The following is a 17,214-nucleotide window of genomic DNA, read 5'->3' as shown; positions in this document are numbered from 1 at the left end:
GGCCATGACCGGGAGACGAAAGAGGTTCAGGCGTGCCCAGGAATTTGCAAGTGGCTTTGACGTGCCCGGAAGTTCGCGGATGGCTTTCATGTGCCCGGGAGTTGCCCGTGAACGGGGGCGGGGCCCCGTCTCACGGGAGTCGGCGGGCGGATTACTCCGGGGTGTCCACCGTGGTGGGGTTGAGGACCCGGGAGAGGAACGTGCGGGTGCGCTCGTGCTGGGGTGAGCCGATGACCTCGCGGGCGGGGCCCTGTTCCACGACCACGCCGCCGTCCATGAACACCACGCGGTCGGCGACGTCGCGTGCGAAGGACATCTCGTGGGTCACCACGAGCATGGTCATCCCGTCGTCCGCGAGCTGGCGCATGATCGCGAGGACGTCACCCACGGTCTCAGGGTCGAGAGCGGAGGTGGGTTCGTCGAACAACATCAGATCGGGATCCATGGACAGCGCCCGGGCGATCGCCACGCGCTGCTGCTGACCACCGGAGAGCTGGGTGGGCCGCTGGCCGGCCTTGGCCTCCAGGCCCACGCGTTCCAGATTCGCCAGGGCGATGCGCTTGGCCTCGTCCTTGGAGCGCTTGAGCACCTTGACCTGGGACACCGTGCAGTTCTCGAGCACGCTCAGGTGGGGGAACAGGTTGAACTGCTGGAACACCATGCCCACGCGGCGGCGCATGGCGTCCACGTCCAGATCCGGGTCCGTGACGGTGAACCCGCCCACGGAAATGGTCCCGGACTGCGGGGACTCCAGGAGGTTGAGGCAGCGCAATAGGGTGGACTTACCGGAACCGGAGGGCCCGATCAGACACACCACTTCGCCCTTGGCCACGTCCAGGTCGATCCCGCGCAGCACCTCGAGGTCCCCGTAGGACTTGTGCAGGTCGCGCACGTGCACCGCGGCGGAACCGGAGCGGCCCCGGTCGGATGCGGCAGCGGCGTCGTCGGAGGATACGCGAGAGGCCCCGGGGGACGGGGCAGCGGAACGGCCCGGACCGGAAGCGGCGTCGCGCTGGGAACCCCGCGCGGGATCCGCCCCGGGGCTCGCCGAGGGGTGGGAGGATGCGGGATCGGGGGAGGCTGCGGAAGTGGACACTGGGAGCTCCTAGGACTTCTTGACCCGGTCGGTCTTGGTTTCGAAGTGGCGGGACAGAAGCCCCAGCGGCACGGTGATGATCAGGTAGCAGATGCCGGCCACGACGAGCGGGGTCAGCCCGGCGCCGGCGTCGGAGATGCCTTCGCGGCCGAACTTGGTGAGTTCGTACTGCTGCACGCCCATGCCCAGCAGGTAGACCAGGGAGGAGTCCTTGGTCAGCAGGATGACCTCGTTGGTCAGCGGCGGCAGGACGATGCGCAGGGCCTGGGGGATCACGATCGTGACCATGGCGCGGGTGTGGGACATGCCCAGGGAGCGGGCGGCCTCGTACTGCCCCGGGGGCACCGCCTGCAGACCTGCGCGGAGGGACTCTGCGATGTACGCGGCGGCGACCACGCCGAGCGCGATCATCACGGTCACGTAATGGTTGAAGCGGAAGCCGAAGGCCAGGGGGATGCCGTAGCCCAGGGCCAGGAACACGAGCAGCGCGGGCACACCGCGGAAGAACTCGATGTAGAGGGTCGCGATCCACCGGTAGGGCGCCACGGAGGAGAGCTTCATGAGCGCGAGGACCACACCCAGGGTCAGGCCCACCACGAAGCCCAGGACCGTGTAGATCAGGGTGTTCTTCAGCGCCACGGTGATGATCCCGGGGAACTGGTTCAGTGCGACCTCGGGGTTGAACACGCGCTGGTAGAGCACGTTCCAGTCCGCGAGGAACACGAGTGCGATCAGTACGACGACGAGTACGGCGTACTGGATGCCCCGCGACAGCTTGGCGCGCTGCCGGGTGGTCATGGCCATGGATGTCTCCCTGTCCGTGGGTTGCCCACATGTGCGTGCCGGGCGGTGTCACACCGCCCGGCACGGATGTCCTGTTCTCGGGGAGTGGAGCCTACAGGCCCATCCACTCCTTCTTCATCTTGTCCATGGTGCCGTCTCTCGTGATGCGGTCCAGGGTCTTGTTCACGGAGTCGAGGATCTCGGTGTTGCCCTTCTTCACGGCCACGCCCAGGTTCTCGTTGGTGTCCACGGTCTGCACGACCTCGAGGTCCGGGTTGTCCTTCGCGCGCTTGGACAGCGTGGAGATGTTCCCGGACACGGCCTGCACGCCACCGGACTCGAGGGACTGGAACATGAGCTCCACGTCCTCGAACTGCTGGGTCTTCAGGTGCTTGTCCTTGGCGAACTGCTCACCGGAGGTGGCCTGCTGTACGCCCACGGTCTTGTCCCCCACGGAGTCGAAGCCGCGGATCCCGGAATCCTTGGTGGTCAGCAGGGCGATCTGATCGTTGAAGTACGGCTTGGAGAAGTCCACGGACTGCTTGCGGGCGTCCGTGATGGTGATCCCGGAAATGGCGGCGTCGCACTGGTCGGTGTCCAGCGCCGCACCGGACTCGAGGGTCTCGAAGTTGGCCTGCACCACGTTCTTCTCCCGGCCCAGGTCCTTGGCGATCTCGTCCCCCAGGGACATGTCGAAGCCCACGATCTTGCCGTCCTTCTCGAACTCGAACGGCGGGTAGGGGGAGTTGGTGCAGACGGTGAACGTGTCGGAGCCACCGGCCTGGGACCCGCCGGAGGTCGATTCACAACCGGTCAGTGCCAAGCCTGCGGCGGAGAGGACGGCGAGCGCGGGAACGAGTCGGCGCAGGGTTGACATGTGTGCTCCTCGGGGAGATGTGGGGTTCCGGGTGAAACTCGTGGCGATTTTACTACGGGGTGCCCGGATCGGCCCGGAATCCCTCTACTCCCGGTCCCACCGTGCGGGCAGGGACTCGAGCATGGGGCGCAGTTTCGCCCACGTCTCGGCGAGCTCGGCGCGCGGATCGGATTCGGCCACGATCCCGCAGCCGGCGCTCACGCGCGCCCGGTGCGCGTCCAGCTGCACGGCGCCGCGCAGGGCGATGCCCCACTCGCCGTTACCCGCGCCGTCGAGCCAGCCCACGGGACCGGCGTAGAGCCCGCGGTCCATGCGTTCGAGGTCCTCGATCACGGCCCCGGCGGTCTCGGTGGGCGTCCCGCACACCGCGGCGGTCGGGTGGACGGCCTCCGCGAGTTCGAGCGCCGAGGGCAGGGTCCCGTCCACGCCCGCACGCAATTGCGCGGTGACGTCCGACGCGAGGTGCCACACGTTCGGCAGCGCCAGGATGAAGGGGTGCTCGCCGCCGGAGACCTCGTCCGCGTACGGGGACAGCCCCGTGATCAGGGAGTCCACGGCGAAGCGGTGTTCGCGCTGTTGCTTCTCGGACCCGCCCAGCTCGGTACCCGCGAAGTCCTCGGGGTTGGCGCCGTCCGGCAGGTCCTGGCGGTCCAGGGTCCCGGCGAGCACACGGGCCGTGGCGGTGCCGCGGTGCACCCGGATGAGCATCTCGGGGGTCGCGCCGAGCAACCGGCCCGCACCCTCCCCGTCGTCCGGGCCCTCCTGCTCGGGACCTTCCTGCTCCGGGCCCAGGCGCACGCAGTACGTCCAGCACGTGGCGAAGCGTTCGCTCAACCGCCCCAGCACCGCACCGAGTTCGATGGGCCGCCCGGTGTCCACGACCACGTCCCGCGCGAGCACGAGCTTGTCGAGCTCCCCGGCGCGGATCATCCCCACGCCGTCCGCGACGGCCTCCATCCAGCGCTGTTCGTCCAGGGTCCCGGGCACGGCCGTGGGGTACGACGACGCCGCTGCGCCCGGTTCCTCGGGCCCCGCCACCGCGGGTGCGGTTCGCGCGAGACGCCGCCACGCGGCGTCGACGTCGTCGACCGTGGGTTCGGACGGTGCGGTGGAGATCAGGGTGAGCCACGCGCCGTGGGCGTCGGTGCCGGCCACGAGCTCGGGGACCATGAGCCCGGAGTCCACCGTGGAGGACGGCGCGAACGCGAACGCCCCGAAGGCCAGCAAACCGGTGCCGGGGCGCCGCACGGCATCACGCACGGTCGCGTCCTGGCGCAGCTCGTCCCACCACACGCGCGCGGACGTGAACCGGGTTCCGCCCCGCACGCGGTAGGCCGCCACGCGACCGAGGCCCACGAGTCCCTTGCCGCGCATGATCCACGTGGCCGGGTCCGCGCTGCCCAGCAACCGCCGGACGTCCGGGTCGAGGGCGAACTCCGCGGCCGCGGGAACCTCGGACAGGGGAAGTGTGAGCGCACTCAGGCGGGGCGCGGGGAACTCGGGTGTCATCGCCCTCAAGCATAGGACGCGCGCGTGGGCGCGGCGGTGTCGGACGGGTGGGACCGGGACCGGCCCGGCTTCCTGCCGCGCCCGCGGGCAGGATGGTCACCGCGAGCACCTCGGGTGGGACAGTCACAACGGACACCACTGGTGGGACCGCACGGGTGGGCGCAGCGCGTGGGACGGCAAGGGCGGGCACCGCGCGTGGTGGGCGCAGCGCGGAGGGCGGGGACAGCGGCGTCGGCGGGCGATGACACAATGGGCGGGATGCGCGCCCAGCCGGTGGGCGCAGCGTGAGCACAGGAAGCGGAGGGCCGCGGCGCAGTGAAGGTCTTGATCAGCGGGGGAGGCCCCGCCGGTGCCACGGCGGCGTACTGGTTGGCGAGCCAGGGGATCGCGGTGACCGTGCTCGAGAAGAGCGGCTACCCGCGGGAGAAGGTGTGCGGGGACGGGCTCACGCCGCGGGCCGTGCGTCAGATGCAGCTCATGGGCCTGCCGCACGGCGCCGCGGAGGGCTACAAGGCCAACAAGGGACTGCGACTCGTGGCGTCCGGGCGCACCGTGGAGGTCGCGTGGCCCGAACTGACCGATTTCCCGTCCTACGGACTCGTGCGCACGCGCGCGGGTTTCGACGAGGACCTCGTGCGGCACGCCCGGCGCGCCGGTGCGCACGTGATCGAACACCGCACGGTGCGGGACGTGCTGCGCGACGACACCGGGCGGATCGTGGGCGTGCAGGCCGCCGTGATGGACCCGGCGACCGGTCGACGCACCTCCGAGACGGAGGAGCACCGCGCGGACCTCGTGCTCGCCGCGGACGGCAACTCGACCCGCACCGCCGTGGCCGCGGGCCTGCACCGGCGCACGGATCGGCCCATGGGCGTGGCCGTGCGCACGTACTACCGTTCCCCGCGTTCGGAGCTCGATTGGATGGAGGGGTGGCTCGAACTCGCGGACGGCACGGACCCCGAGCGCTCCCTGCTGCCCGGCTACGGCTGGGTCTTCGGCGTGGGGGACGGCACCGCGAACGTGGGCCTGGGCATCCTGGACACCTCACCCGCGTTCGGCAAGCTCGACTACCGCGCGGTGCTGCGCGACTGGGCCGCGTCCATGCCCGCCGAGTGGACCTTCGACCCGGAGCACCAGGTGGGCCGGGTGGGTTCGGCCGCGCTGCCCATGGCCGGCAACCGCACCCCGCACTACGTTCCCGGGCTCATGCTGCTCGGGGACTCCGCGGGGCTGGTGTCCCCGTTCAACGGGGAGGGGATCTCCAACGCCATGGAGTCCGCACTGTTCGCGGCGTCATGCATCGTGGACGCCGCGGGTGCCAACGGGCCCCAGCAACGGGAGAACGCGCTGGCCCGCTACCCGCAGCTCGTGCGCGCCGAATGGGGGGCCCACTTCACGCAGGGCCGGGCGCTCGCCGAGCTCATCGGCCACCCGGCGATCCTCACCGCGGCCCTGCGGGCGGGGATGAGCGTCCCGGCCATGATGCGCTTCGCGGTGCGGGTCATGACGGAGCTGTCGGACCGGCCCGCCCGGACTGTGACCGATCGCGCGATCGCGGTGCTGGACGCACTGACCCCCGCGAGCTGAATTGTCGATAGAGTGGTGGATCGTGACTGACCCCAGCCGCCCGAATGACTCCCTGCGCTTGCCCGAAGGGTTCGAGCTCATCGCCCAGGACTCCCACCTGGGCCCGCTCATGCTGCGCAGCCTCGATCGGATTGAGCAGCGGCTGGCAGAGTCGGTGCACTCCGCGGACCGGATCGCGGACGTCACGGCCCGGCATCTGCTCGACGCCGGCGGCAAACGGGTGCGGCCCCTGCTCACGCTGCTCGCCGCGGAAGTGGCCGGTGAGGTCACGGACGAGGTCATCGAGGCTGCCGTGGTCGTGGAACTGACCCACCTGGCCTCCCTCTACCACGACGACGTCATGGACTCCGCTCCCATGCGCCGGGGCGTGCAGACCGCGCACACGGTGTGGGGCAACACCGTGGCCATCCTCACCGGGGACATGATCTTCGCGCGGGCCTCCGCCATGGTCTCCGCCCTGGGCCAGGAACCCCTCATGATCCAGGCCACCACGTTCGAGCGCCTGGTGATCGGGCAGCTGCAGGAGACCACCGGTCCCGCCCCGGACGAGGACCCCGTGGCCCACTACATCAAGGTGCTCTCCGGCAAGACCGGTTCGTTGATCGCCGCGAGCGGTCAGTACGGTGCGCTGCTGGGCGGGGCGCCCCGCTCCGTGGTGGATCTCATGGTCGTCTACGGCGAGAAGGTAGGACTCGCGTTCCAGCTCGCGGACGACATCATCGACCTCACCGGCCACCCGGACGTCTCCGGCAAGACACGCGGTACGGATCTGCGCGAGGGCGTGGACACCCTCCCGGTCCTGCTGTTGCGCCGCGACGCCGCCGGCTCCGACCCGGCCGCCGCGGCCTTCGCGCGCGAGCCGCTCGAGCTCGTGGACGGGGACCTGTCCGACGACGCCGCCCTGGCCCGCGCCGTCGAGGCCGTGTCCGAGCACCCCGCGGCTGCGGAGGCGTGGCAGATCGCCAACGACTGGGCGGACGAGGCCATCGCGGCCCTCGAACCGCTCGACGATTCCGTGGCCAAAGCGGCACTGATCGAATTCGCGCACGGCGTGGTGCATCGCAGGGGCTGAGTTCTCAGTAAGCTTGGCGCATCCGTAATCCACTTGCGCGCCACGAGGGCTTCCGCGTGCGCGCCGATGGGATTCGTCCCGCGTGAGGTTCATCCATGTCCACAGACACGACACGTGGTCGCGCCGCGAAGGAAGCATTTTCCGGGCGCACCATGTTCATCTTCGCCGCCATCGGCTCCGCCGTGGGGCTCGGCAACATCTGGCGGTTCCCGTACGTCGCGTTCGACAACGGCGGCGGCGCCTTCATCATCCCCTACCTGGTGGCCCTGCTGACCGCCGGTATCCCGCTGCTCATGCTCGACTACGCGGTGGGTCACCGCTACCGCGGGTCCGCCCCGCTGTCCTTCCGGCGGTTGCACCCCAAGCTCGAGACCATCGGGTGGTGGCAGCTGGCCATCTGCGTGGTGATCGCCGTGTACTACGCCCTGATCATCGGATGGGCCATGCAGTACACCGTGTTCTCGTTCAGCAAGGCGTGGGGGGACGATCCCGCGACCTTCTTCATGAGCGACTACATGCGGGTCTCGGACGAGGTCACGATCGGCTTCGACTTCATCTGGCCGGTGTTCATCGCCACGGCCATCGCGTGGCTCGTGCTGCTGATCGTGCTGATGATGGGCGTGCAGAACGGGATCGGGAAGATCAACGTGGTGTTGATCCCGCTGCTCGTGGTCATGTTCCTGATCATGGTGGGCATGGCCCTGACCCTGCCGGGTGCCGCCGCGGGTCTGGACGCCCTGTTCACCCCGTCCTGGTCCGCACTGGGTGATTCCTCCGTGTGGGTCGCGGCCTACGGGCAGATCTTCTTCTCCCTCTCCGTGGGCTTCGGCATCATGGTCACCTACGCGTCCTACCTCAAGCCCCGCTCGGACCTCTCCGGCTCCGCGCTCGTGGTCGGTTTCGCGAACTCCTCCTTCGAGATCCTCGCCGGTATCGGTGTGTTCGCAGCACTCGGCTTCATGGCCTCGGCCTCCGGCACGGGAGTCGCCGACGTCGCGACGTCCGGGATCGGTCTCGCGTTCATCGCCTTCCCGGCCATCATCTCCCAGGCCCCGTTCGGCACGCTGATCGGTGTGCTGTTCTTCGGTGCCCTGGCGTTCGCCGGGTTCACGTCCCTGATCTCCATCGTGGAGGTCATCGTGGCCGGTTTCCGCGACAAGCTCGGACTCTCGCGCCCCGCGGCCGTGGCCCTCGTGGTCATCCCGCTCGCCGCGATCTCCCTGCTGTTCTTCCCCACGACCACGGGGTTGAACCTGCTGGACGTCGTGGACGCGTTCGTCAACAACTTCGGCATCGTGGCCGCGGCCCTGGTGTCCGTGCTGTTGCTCACCGCGGGCTTCTCGGCGCTGCCCACGCTGCGTGACCACATCAACTCGGTCTCATCCTTCAAGCTCGGGCGCACGTGGATGATCATGGTGGGCGGTGTGACCCCGGTGATCCTGGGCTACATCCTGATCGACCAGCTCACCGAGACCGTGTCCCAGGGCTACAACGACATGCCCCAGTGGTTCGTGAACACGTTCGGGTGGGGGATGGCCGTGGCCCTGATCGTCATCGCCTACCTGCTGTCCGGGCTGCCCTGGTCCCGGCGCACCGCGGAGGCCTTCACGAGCCCCGCTCCCGCCATCCAGGACGCCTATGTGGACCGCGGGACCCTCGCGCGTCACAAGCCCCTGTCCCACTACCAGGACACCGCGACCCGCACCCCCGCACTGGGCCAGGACTTCTCCCTGCGCGCCATCGAGGACGGGACCGTGGTCCAGCGTCAGGCCCCGTGGGCGCACGCCGGATCGGGTCACACCGACCCGGTCGGCGACGCCGCGGGCCGGTCGTCCGCGCAGGTCCAGTCCCGCCGCTCGGAAGGAGAACTCTCATGAGCACCATTTCCGTCGTCATGATGATCGTGGCCATGGTCACCGTGTGGGGTGGCCTGCTGCTCGCCCTTATCAACATCAAGCGCTCGCCCGAGGAGGTCGACGAGCTCGACACCCCGTCGGAGGGCTCCCGTGAGGACGCCGCGCACCGCGCGGCCACCGACGGTGACCCGGGATCCCGGGTGAACGCCAGCGCGGCCCCCGAGTCGCGGATCTGATTCACACGGTCCCATGAGAGAAGGCCACCCCTGGTCAGGGGTGGCCTTTTCTCGTTCCGGGACTCAGAACCCGGGACCCGGACCGCGCGGCGTCGGTAGCGCGGGGCGTGCGCTCAGCGGCGGGGGAGACGGGGCGCGCGGGGTGCGCGGACGGCGTCGAGCACGAGCAGCACCACGGCGAGCCACACGAGGCCGAAACCGACCCAGCGCTCCGGGGGCATCTCCTCGTGGAAGATCAGGACTGCCAGGATGAACTGGCCGATCGGTGCGATGTACTGCAGCATGCCCACGGTGCTCAGGGGCAGCCGTGCGGCGGCCGCGCCGAACAGCAGGAGGGGCACCGCGGTGATCACACCGGAGGACAGCAGCAACAGGAAATGGCCGGTGCCCTCGGAGGTCAGGGTGATCTGTCCCTGGGCGCCCAGCAGCGCGACCGCCACGAGCGCGAGCGGCGTGATCATGGCGGTCTCCCCGGTGAGGGTGATCAGCGCCGGATAGCGTGAGCCCACGCGGGACTTGACCAGGCCGTAGAAGCCGAACGTGAACGCGAGGCCCAGGGAGAGCCACGGCACCGCGCCGTAGAACACGGCCATGATCACCACGGCCAGCGCGCCCACGGCGATCGCGGTCCACTGCAGCGGGCGCAGCTTCTCGTGCAGCACCAGGACACCCAGCAGGATGGCCACGAGCGGGTTGATGAAGTACCCCAGGGACGCCTCGAGGGTGTGGCCCGTGGTCGTGGCGACCGTGTACAGCAACCAGTTCCCGGCGATCAGCACACCGGCCACCGTGAGCGCGAGCACTGCCGAGCCGTCCCGGAACAACCGGATGAACCGGCCCACGGAGCGGGTCACGGCCAGCATCAGCAGACAGACCACCAGGGAGAAGACGATGCGCAGGGCCACGATCTCGTACGCCGTGGCCGGGGCCAGGACCACGAAGTACAGGGGCAGCAACCCCCAGATCCCGTACGCGGCGAACCCGTAGCCGAAACCGGCCCGGGCCCTCTTCTGCTGGTGGGGGCCCGGGCCGGAGGTCGCGTTGTCAGTCACCGTCCGATCCTATCCCCGGTGACCGCCGCGTCGGTTCGCGATCAGAGGTCGAAGAAACGGCTCAGGAAACCACGCTTCTTCTTACCCTTCTTCTCCGCCTGCTCGTTGGTCTCGACCTCCTGGCCGTCCACCACGGCGGGGGCGGAGATGTCGTCCTCGGCAGCGCCGGGGCCGGCGACCGTCTCGCGGGCGACCACCGTCTCCCGCTCGGCCTGCTCGCGGGCCACGGTGTCCTCGGAGACGTCCCGCAGGACGGGCTGTTCCGCCGCGGGTTCGGCCGGTTCCGCCGCAACGGGTTCGCGCGTGTCCCGCACGACGTCCTCGTCCTGCAGCCCGGGCTGGGCCGCGGCGAACTCGGGGTCCGGGATCCGGGACATGGCCGTGGTGTTGGGGTGCGGGGAGGCCTGCGGGCCGGCGGTGGCCGCGTCCCCGGAGTGACCGGGCAGCACCGTGGTCTCCACGCGACCCGGCTCGGCGGGACCGGAGGTGGGCTCCTGGTCGAACGGGCGGTCCGGGTCCCGCACCTCGCTCGCGGGAACGGCCACGTCCCCCTCGGGCTGCTCGGGCTCGGGTGCCTCGATCTCCTCGCGGGACAGCTCGCTGGGCAGCGGCTCCTCCCGCTCGGACGCGGACGACGCCACCGCGGCCGCCTCTTCGCGCTCGCGCCGCTTGCGCTCGGCGGACTCGACGCGCTGCTGCTCACCGAGCTGCTCGGCCTGGGCCACCGCGGCACGGCGGTCCTCGAGCAGTGCCTCGCGGTGGGTCTGCGCCTGGTGTTCGAGCTCGCGCAGTTCGTCCTCGCCCACGGAGGGCTCGGCGGGTTCCACGCCCGTGATCTGGTGGTCGTCGAACCAGAAGCGCTGGGCGCCGTCGTGCACGGTGACCACGCAGGTGGCGTCCGTGTCCCATTCGACGTGGGCGCCGCGCAGCTTGGCGTAGCTGGCCACGGCGAGGTTGTGGTCCACGGCGGTGTCCGTGGTCAGGGACTCCCCGATGACCTGCATCATGCGCTGCTCCGTGAGTCGGGGCAGCTCGAACTCGGGGCCGTCCAGCAGCAGCCACGCCGTGATGTTGCCACCGGCGCGCGCGGGGTAGTGGGCGTAGAGACCCGTGACGGCCTTGGCGGCCAGGGTCAGCCGGCGGGCCAGACCGTCCTCGAGGGGCAGCTCGTCCGTGGTCAGCTCGGAGACCTCGTGGCGCTCACCGGCCTGCTTGGCCTGCACGGCGGCGGAGACCACGCGCGGGTTGAAGTGCCCGAGCTCCTGCCACGACCACACGAAGGACCCGCGGGACGCCGATTCGGTGCCCAGCAGGTAGGGGGTCAGGGTGACGGGAGGCGTGGTTTGCAGGGTGAACGACGGCGCGGAAAAGTCCACGTCCCAATCCGCACCCTGGGACAGTTCCGCCAGCACTGCCTGGTATTCGGTGGAAAGGAAGATCGACGCGTCGATCAACTCCTGCAAAGTTTTCGTCATGGGTCCAGGCTAACAACTGGCGCGGACGCCAGCGCGCGCCGGACGGCACGTCGTTGCCTGTGGGGCCCCTGTATCCGCCCGCGGCACGTACCCGACGACGACGCCGCGGCCGCACCGAGCGACGTCGTACCCCGCGACCGTGTCGGGACCTCGCACGCGAGCGGTTCGTTAGGCTGGGGACGCGCGGCGCCCGGCAGTGACCGGGGGAGATCGCGCGATCTCGCAGCGAGCGGACCCGTGGCTCACGGGTCGAAGGGACACCACACCATGACCTCTGAACCCCGGCCCGAATCGACGACCCCCGCACCCGGTGAGCGTGAACTCGTGGCACGGGTGGGCGAGTGGGTGATGTCCGTCCTGCGCACGGAACCGGGCTGGGACATCATGCTCGTGGATTTCAAGCCCCAGGACGGGCGGGTCCACCTGCGGGTGGTGGAGAACCGGGACGGCTCCGTGATTCCCGGGGCGGCAGGGCCCATCAAGCAGGACAGCCCGGTGCTGGAGACGATCGCGCAACTGCAGCGCAGCTGCGCGGTGCCCGGGCGGGGGAGCTGGTTCACCGCGTCCGTGAGCATCGCCGCGAGCGGGTGGCCCGAGCCCACGCTGCACACGAGCGCGTCCTACAACTTCCGGGAGCTGCCCCGCCCCTACGCGGACGAGGGTGCCTACACGGGCCGGGACGTGCTGGCACAACTGACCGAGTTCCCGCGCACCCAGGAGCGCACGCCGTTGTGGGCCCTGGAACTGGCCGACGAGGCGGGGGTCGAGCTGCCGTTCGCGCCGACCTCCGAGGACGACTCCCACGGGGACGTGCACCCCCGGTTGCGCGCGGCGGCAGAAGCGTTCACCCGCGAACCCGGGGAGCGGACCCTGGCCGGGGCCCTGCGCGAGGCATTGGCCGGGACCGTGCTGCTGGACATCTCCGGATCGGACCTGGTCCAGGGGGAGGACGGTCAGCCCGTGGGGCCGCAGTCCCACATCCGGGTCCAGACGGTCGCCCAGCCCGACGGCGGGCGCGCACTGGCCGTGTATACGACCGCCGAGCAGGCCCGCGAGATGTTCACCCGCAGCAACAAGAACCCGGATCTAGCCGAACCCGTCCTGCTGCGCCAGCGCGCGAGCGCGATGATCGAGATGGTCGTGCAGGACACCCAGTACGACGAGATCGTGGTGGACCCGGCGTCCGAACACGCCCTGCGGATCCCCCGCCAGCAGATCGAGTGGGTGGGCCGCTCACCCCACAACGAAGCACTCAAGCAAGCGCTGCTGGACAACGCCATGGCGGACGTCCTGGGGGCCCTGCTCAACCCGAACGGCCACCTCATGCTCGGCACCCGGGACGAGGGGGAGAACGCGATCCCGGTCATGGTCCAACCTTCCGATGAGGGCGCCGCACCGGACACCCTGCTGGTCTTCACGTCCGCGGCGGAGGTGGCGGCCCTGGACCCGGCGCTCACGGTGCGCTCGGCCCCGTCCCGCAAGATCCTGGAGTTCGCGCTCGAATCGGGTGCCGCGGCCATCTGCCTCAACGCGATGGCCCCCGTGGCCACCCTGCCCACGGCGCAGCTGCGGGAGATGCTGGAGCTCGTCACGCAGCGCGAACAGGGCGGTACCTCGCAACCTCGCGGCTGAGGGTTCGGCGGGTCGGATTCCCGGTGCATCCGGTCCGCCGCCTCCGCGCCCTGGGGGCGTGCCGAAGGGCCCGTGTCAGGCGGCGTATCAGAGGGGTGCTGTCAGAGCGTGGCTCAGCGGGCCTCGGAGGTGCTAGCCGCGAGCTCCTCCTGGCAGCGGGGGCACACGCCCCGGTAGACGACCTCCGCGGCCAACAGCTCGAAGCCGTGGTCCTGGGACGGCATGAGGCACGGGGCATGGCCCACGGCGCACGGCACGTCCTGGACCACTCCGCAGCGCACGCAGTACGCGTGGTGATGGTTGTCCCCGGTGCGGATCTCGTAGCGCGCGGGGGATCCGGGCGGCTCGAACTTGGACACCATCCCGATCGCCGCGAGGTCCGCGAGGACCACGTAGACGGACTGGACGGACATGTTGGGCAGCACGGAGCGGACCTGCTGCACGGTGTCCTCGGCGGTGGCGTGCGGAACCGCGGACACGGCATCCAACACGGCAAGACGTTGTTTGGTGACCCTGCGCCCGTGCGAGCGCAGATGCGAGGTCCACGCATCCCGCGACGGGTGCGGTGCAGCCTGAACGGTGGTCTCCATGGGGCCCATTCTATTCTTATTCTGAGCCACTCACAATAGTTGTGGTTACGGCGCTCCCGTGCTGCCGACGCCGCTGTCCCCGCCGACGTGTCCGTCCCCGCCCGCAGCCCGGGGTCACCGCCGTGGTCCGCTCGCGGCCCGCCCGCCGCGTGGGGCCGTCGCGGTCCGGACCGGGCGCGCGGAAGGCCGCCCGCAGCGGCGTCGTCACCCGTGACGGGACCCACGAAAAAAGTTTTCGACTATCGCGTCATGATTTCCGATCCCGTGCGTCTACGTAGTGGATCCCGCGCGGGCTGCGCGGGATCCCGGACGGTCCGATCGCTCTGGGACCGGCGAACCGGTGCCGCGATCACCACGGGGACACATCGCGCGGCACGCGGCGGGTGAGAGCGTCTCTTTGCCGGACGGGCTGTCCGGCGCGGGGGAGGGAGGTGGCACTAGGAGACGGGGGCGGGCCGGCGCGGGGGGCGCCGGTCCCGCCCCCGGCCATGACCGGGCCGGCGCGGTGACAGCGGGAATGCGGGGGGAGGGGCGGGGTCGCGGACTGCCGCTCAGCGCCCGCGGCTGTCACAATGGAGGTACCGAGTTACTTCCAGTGGGCAGAGAGCGCCATGTCACACAGAGCAGTTCCCGGCACCGGGGACCACCCGGGCCAGGGCGGCCAACGCATCAGCGACGAACACCTGTTACGCGCGGTCCGCGAGGGTGACTCGCATGCCTTCGCCACGCTCTACGAACGGCACCGCGGGGCGGCGCTGGCCGTGGCCCGCATGCATTCCCGCAACGAGCCGGAAGCGGAGGACCTCGTCTCCGAGGCGTTCACGCGCGTGTTCGCGCTGCTCAAGGAGGGCAAGGGCCCCCGGGAGTTCCTGCGCGCCTATCTCGTCACGGCCGTGTCCCGGCTCGCTGCGGACCGCGCCAACGAACTCAGCCGCACGCGTCCCGTGGACCCCCAGCCGGACGGGCCGCTGGACCGTGTGCAACTGTTCGAGGACACGGTAGTGCGCCAGGTGGACTCCGTGGTGGTGGCCCGCGCGTTCGCGTCCCTGCCAGAGCGCTGGCAGGAAGTGCTGTGGTACCTCGAGATCGAGGGGCGCAAGCCGCGTCAGGTGGCCTCCGCTGTGGGCATTCAACCCAACGCGGTCTCCGCGCTGGGCACACGCGCACGGGAGGGACTGCGCACCGCCTACATGCAGGAACACGTCTCGGCGCGGGCCCTCGAGGACTGCGGTGAGTACTCACAACAGCTCGGTGCGTTCGCGCGCGGTTCCCTGACCCCGTCACGCACCAAGGTCGTGCAGGAACACCTGGACCGGTGTCCCCGCTGCACCGCCGAGTACCTGCAGCTCCAGGACCTCGGGATCGGGATGCGCGGTTGGCTCCTGCCCGTCCTAGCCGGACTTCCGTTGTGGGCCGGCGCGGGCGGTCGGCTCGTGGACGCGCTCGCCGGCACGTCCCTGGCGGGCTTCGGGGCTGCCGCGTCCCAGGCTCCGGGAGTCGCGGGGACCCCGGCTTTCGACGGCGCGGCGGGGAACGCCATCGCAACCTCCGGGGGTCCGGGTGCCGGCGGCTCCGAGGCCGGCGCGGGCGCCTCGTCCGGGGCTGCAGCCGCAGGGCAGTCCACGGGGATTGCTGCGTTCGCATCGTCCGGTATGGGCCTGGCGATCGCCGCGGTCGGCGTCCTGGTTGCGGCCGCCGCGGCCGTGGGGATCGTGGCCGTGTCCAACTCGCCGGACGATCCCTCGGGCGGTGCGCCCGCCGTCGCCGCCTCCCCGGATGTGAACTCTTCCGGCGGCGACGTCGCTGCGTCCGGCGCCCGCGGTTCTTCCGAGACACCCACAGCCGGTCGCGACGACGATGCGGACGGCAGTGATTCCCGCGATGGGGATTCCGCCGGTCGGGACTCGGACGGCGGTGCCGCCGATGGCGGAGATTCCGCGTCCGTGGCTCCGGGGGACTCGGGCGGTTCCGACGGCGGAGGGTCCGTGGCCCTCGGCGATTCCGACGCGTCCCGCCCCGAGCAGGCCCGCGAGGACGTCCCCCAGGGACAAGGCCCGGACGGCCAGGCCGGCCGCAATCAGGGTGACTCGCAAGGTCGCTGGCCGGGCGGTGCGCCACTGCCCGGGGACCCGGGTGCGCCGGGCAACGGAGCGGGCGGTGCGACGTCGTCCTCTGCCCCCGACCTCGGCACCGATCCGGACGTCCCGCCCACGCCGTCGCCGAGCCCGTTCCCGGGTGACGCGGACCCGGGAGGGAACCCCGCGGACCCGGGCGAGGGAACCTCCCCCGCGCCGTCGGACGCTACGCAAACACCGGTCCCGTCCCCCTCGACGGGGGTGGCACCACCGCCCCCGACGACCACGGACCCCGGCTGCGAGGTGTCGTTCGGACTGGGAGGGTGGGAGATCATCTGCCTCGACGGGCTGCCCCCCGCTGCCCACATTTCCCCCACTGCCCGCGCCGCCGTTGCCGCCGTCCGCATTGGTACCGTCGGTATCCCTCAACATTTTCTTGCCCCGCTAGACCCCACAGGAGAACACTGAATGCACCGCCATTACAACGGACTGAAGACCGTGCTGCTGTTGGGCGGTATGTGGGTGGTATTGCTGGCGATCGGCTGGATCATCGCCGGGGCCACGCGCAGCTCGTTCTTCATCATCCTGTTCGCGGTGATCGGGCTGATCGGTACCGCATACAGCTACTGGAACTCGGACAAGCTCGCCATCCGGTCCATGCGGGCGGTGCCCGTGAGCCCGCAACAGGCACCGGCCATGTACCGGATCGTGGAGGAGCTCTCCCGCCGGGCGGAGCAGCCCATGCCGCGGCTGTACATCGCGCCCACCATGAGCCCCAATGCGTTCGCCACCGGACGCAACCCGGACAACGCCGCGGTGTGCTGCACCGAGGGGATCCTGCAGATGCTCGACGAACGCGAGCTGCGCGCGGTGCTCGGCCACGAACTCATGCACGTGTACAACAGGGACATCCTGACCTCGTCCGTGGCGGCCGCGGTGGCGGGACTCATCACGTCCGCCGCGCAGGTGCTGCAGTTCGCGGCCATCTTCGGTGGCGGGCGCGGTGACGACAACCGCGGTGGCAACATGCTCGTGGGGTTGCTCATGGCGTTCCTCGCACCCGTCGCGGCCACCGTGATCCAGCTGGCCATCTCCCGCACGCGCGAGTACGACGCCGACGAGGACGGCGCCAAGCTCACCGGCGACCCCCTTGCACTCGCCTCGGCACTGCGCAAGATCGAGGGCGGCGCGTCCCAGCGGCCCATGAACCCGGAGGACCAGAAGGTGGTCAACACGTCCCACCTGATGATCGCCAACCCGTTCCGCGGCGGTGCGGTTTCCGGCCTGTTCCGCACCCACCCCTCCACCGACGACCGCGTGCAGCGGCTGCAGAACATGGCACGCAACGGCGGGTTCTACGGCCGCTGACGCGGC

General features: G+C 70.4%; 14 protein-coding genes. 7 read left to right on the top strand and 7 right to left on the bottom strand.

Translation table 11 applies throughout. The features are described from left to right. Positions 1 to 151: 151 nt before the first annotated feature. The 4 genes from AS25_RS01350 to AS25_RS01335 form a co-directional block, all read right to left on the bottom strand. The gene (locus AS25_RS01350; RefSeq protein ID WP_035960483.1) at positions 152 to 898 is read right to left on the bottom strand and encodes an amino acid ABC transporter ATP-binding protein; all 747 of its coding nucleotides are present in this window, start codon (positions 896 to 898) and stop codon (positions 152 to 154) included. Between the two features lie 207 nt (positions 899 to 1,105). Beyond that, entirely contained in the window at positions 1,106 to 1,900 is a 795-nt protein-coding gene (locus AS25_RS01345) for an amino acid ABC transporter permease (protein WP_035960171.1), read from the bottom strand. Between the two features lie 91 nt (positions 1,901 to 1,991). Beyond that, complete coding sequence (locus AS25_RS01340; RefSeq protein ID WP_035960164.1) at positions 1,992 to 2,756, bottom strand: ABC transporter substrate-binding protein; 765 nt, start codon at positions 2,754 to 2,756, stop codon at positions 1,992 to 1,994. 84 nt (positions 2,757 to 2,840) lie between these two features. Further along, positions 2,841 to 4,265: an isochorismate synthase gene (locus AS25_RS01335; protein WP_035960154.1), complete on the bottom strand. Its 1,425-nt coding sequence runs from the start codon at positions 4,263 to 4,265 to the stop codon at positions 2,841 to 2,843. A 315-nt stretch (positions 4,266 to 4,580) separates the two neighbouring features. On the opposite strand from AS25_RS01335, the gene AS25_RS01330 reads away from it, so the two are divergent. The 4 genes from AS25_RS01330 (at position 4,581) to AS25_RS01315 (ending at position 9,016) form a co-directional block, all read left to right on the top strand. Then, on the top strand, positions 4,581 to 5,852 hold the full coding sequence (locus AS25_RS01330) for a geranylgeranyl reductase family protein (protein WP_035960147.1): 1,272 nt from the start codon (positions 4,581 to 4,583) through the stop codon (positions 5,850 to 5,852). A gap of 109 nt (positions 5,853 to 5,961) precedes the next feature. Continuing rightward, positions 5,962 to 6,924, top strand: a complete 963-nt coding sequence (locus AS25_RS01325; RefSeq protein WP_084117939.1) for a polyprenyl synthetase family protein — start codon at positions 5,962 to 5,964, stop codon at positions 6,922 to 6,924. Between the two features lie 95 nt (positions 6,925 to 7,019). Beyond that, a complete protein-coding gene (locus AS25_RS01320; protein ID WP_035960139.1) occupies positions 7,020 to 8,801 on the top strand; it encodes a sodium-dependent transporter in 1,782 nt (593 codons plus the stop codon). Then, positions 8,798 to 9,016 (top strand): methionine/alanine import family NSS transporter small subunit, encoded by a 219-nt coding sequence (locus AS25_RS01315; protein WP_035960133.1) that lies wholly within the window; start codon positions 8,798 to 8,800, stop codon positions 9,014 to 9,016. Before AS25_RS01320 ends, AS25_RS01315 begins: the two co-directional genes overlap by 4 nt. 113 nt (positions 9,017 to 9,129) lie before the next feature. Here AS25_RS01315 and rarD read toward each other — a convergent pair whose 3' ends face one another. Further along, positions 9,130 to 10,068, bottom strand: a complete 939-nt coding sequence (gene rarD / locus AS25_RS01310; protein ID WP_035960126.1) for an EamA family transporter RarD — start codon at positions 10,066 to 10,068, stop codon at positions 9,130 to 9,132. 41 nt (positions 10,069 to 10,109) lie between these two features. Next, positions 10,110 to 11,543 (bottom strand): DUF6882 domain-containing protein, encoded by a 1,434-nt coding sequence (locus AS25_RS01305; protein WP_035960119.1) that lies wholly within the window; start codon positions 11,541 to 11,543, stop codon positions 10,110 to 10,112. Positions 11,544 to 11,810: 267 nt separating this feature from the next. Here AS25_RS01305 and AS25_RS01300 point away from each other — a divergent pair, with 267 nt between their 5' ends. Further along, positions 11,811 to 13,175, top strand: coding sequence for an SseB family protein (locus tag AS25_RS01300; protein ID WP_035960114.1), 1,365 nt, complete (start codon positions 11,811 to 11,813; stop codon positions 13,173 to 13,175). 113 nt (positions 13,176 to 13,288) lie between these two features. Here AS25_RS01300 and AS25_RS01295 read toward each other — a convergent pair whose 3' ends face one another. Further along, the gene (locus AS25_RS01295; RefSeq protein WP_035960107.1) at positions 13,289 to 13,765 is read right to left on the bottom strand and encodes a Fur family transcriptional regulator; all 477 of its coding nucleotides are present in this window, start codon (positions 13,763 to 13,765) and stop codon (positions 13,289 to 13,291) included. 611 nt (positions 13,766 to 14,376) lie between these two features. Here AS25_RS01295 and AS25_RS15430 point away from each other — a divergent pair. Together AS25_RS15430 and htpX are read left to right on the top strand one after the other, a co-directional pair. Beyond that, positions 14,377 to 16,308: a sigma-70 family RNA polymerase sigma factor gene (locus tag AS25_RS15430; protein ID WP_052160605.1), complete on the top strand. Its 1,932-nt coding sequence runs from the start codon at positions 14,377 to 14,379 to the stop codon at positions 16,306 to 16,308. Then, positions 16,309 to 17,208 (top strand): zinc metalloprotease HtpX, encoded by a 900-nt coding sequence (htpX, locus tag AS25_RS01285; RefSeq protein WP_035960103.1) that lies wholly within the window; start codon positions 16,309 to 16,311, stop codon positions 17,206 to 17,208. The last annotated feature ends 6 nt before the right edge of the window (positions 17,209 to 17,214 follow it).

It is taken from the genome of Kocuria marina, assembly GCF_000786655.1.
Taxonomy (GTDB): domain Bacteria; phylum Actinomycetota; class Actinomycetes; order Actinomycetales; family Micrococcaceae; genus Kocuria; species Kocuria marina_A.
Note: the sequence above shows the minus strand (reverse complement) of the source record. Positions and strands in the feature narration are given on the sequence as shown.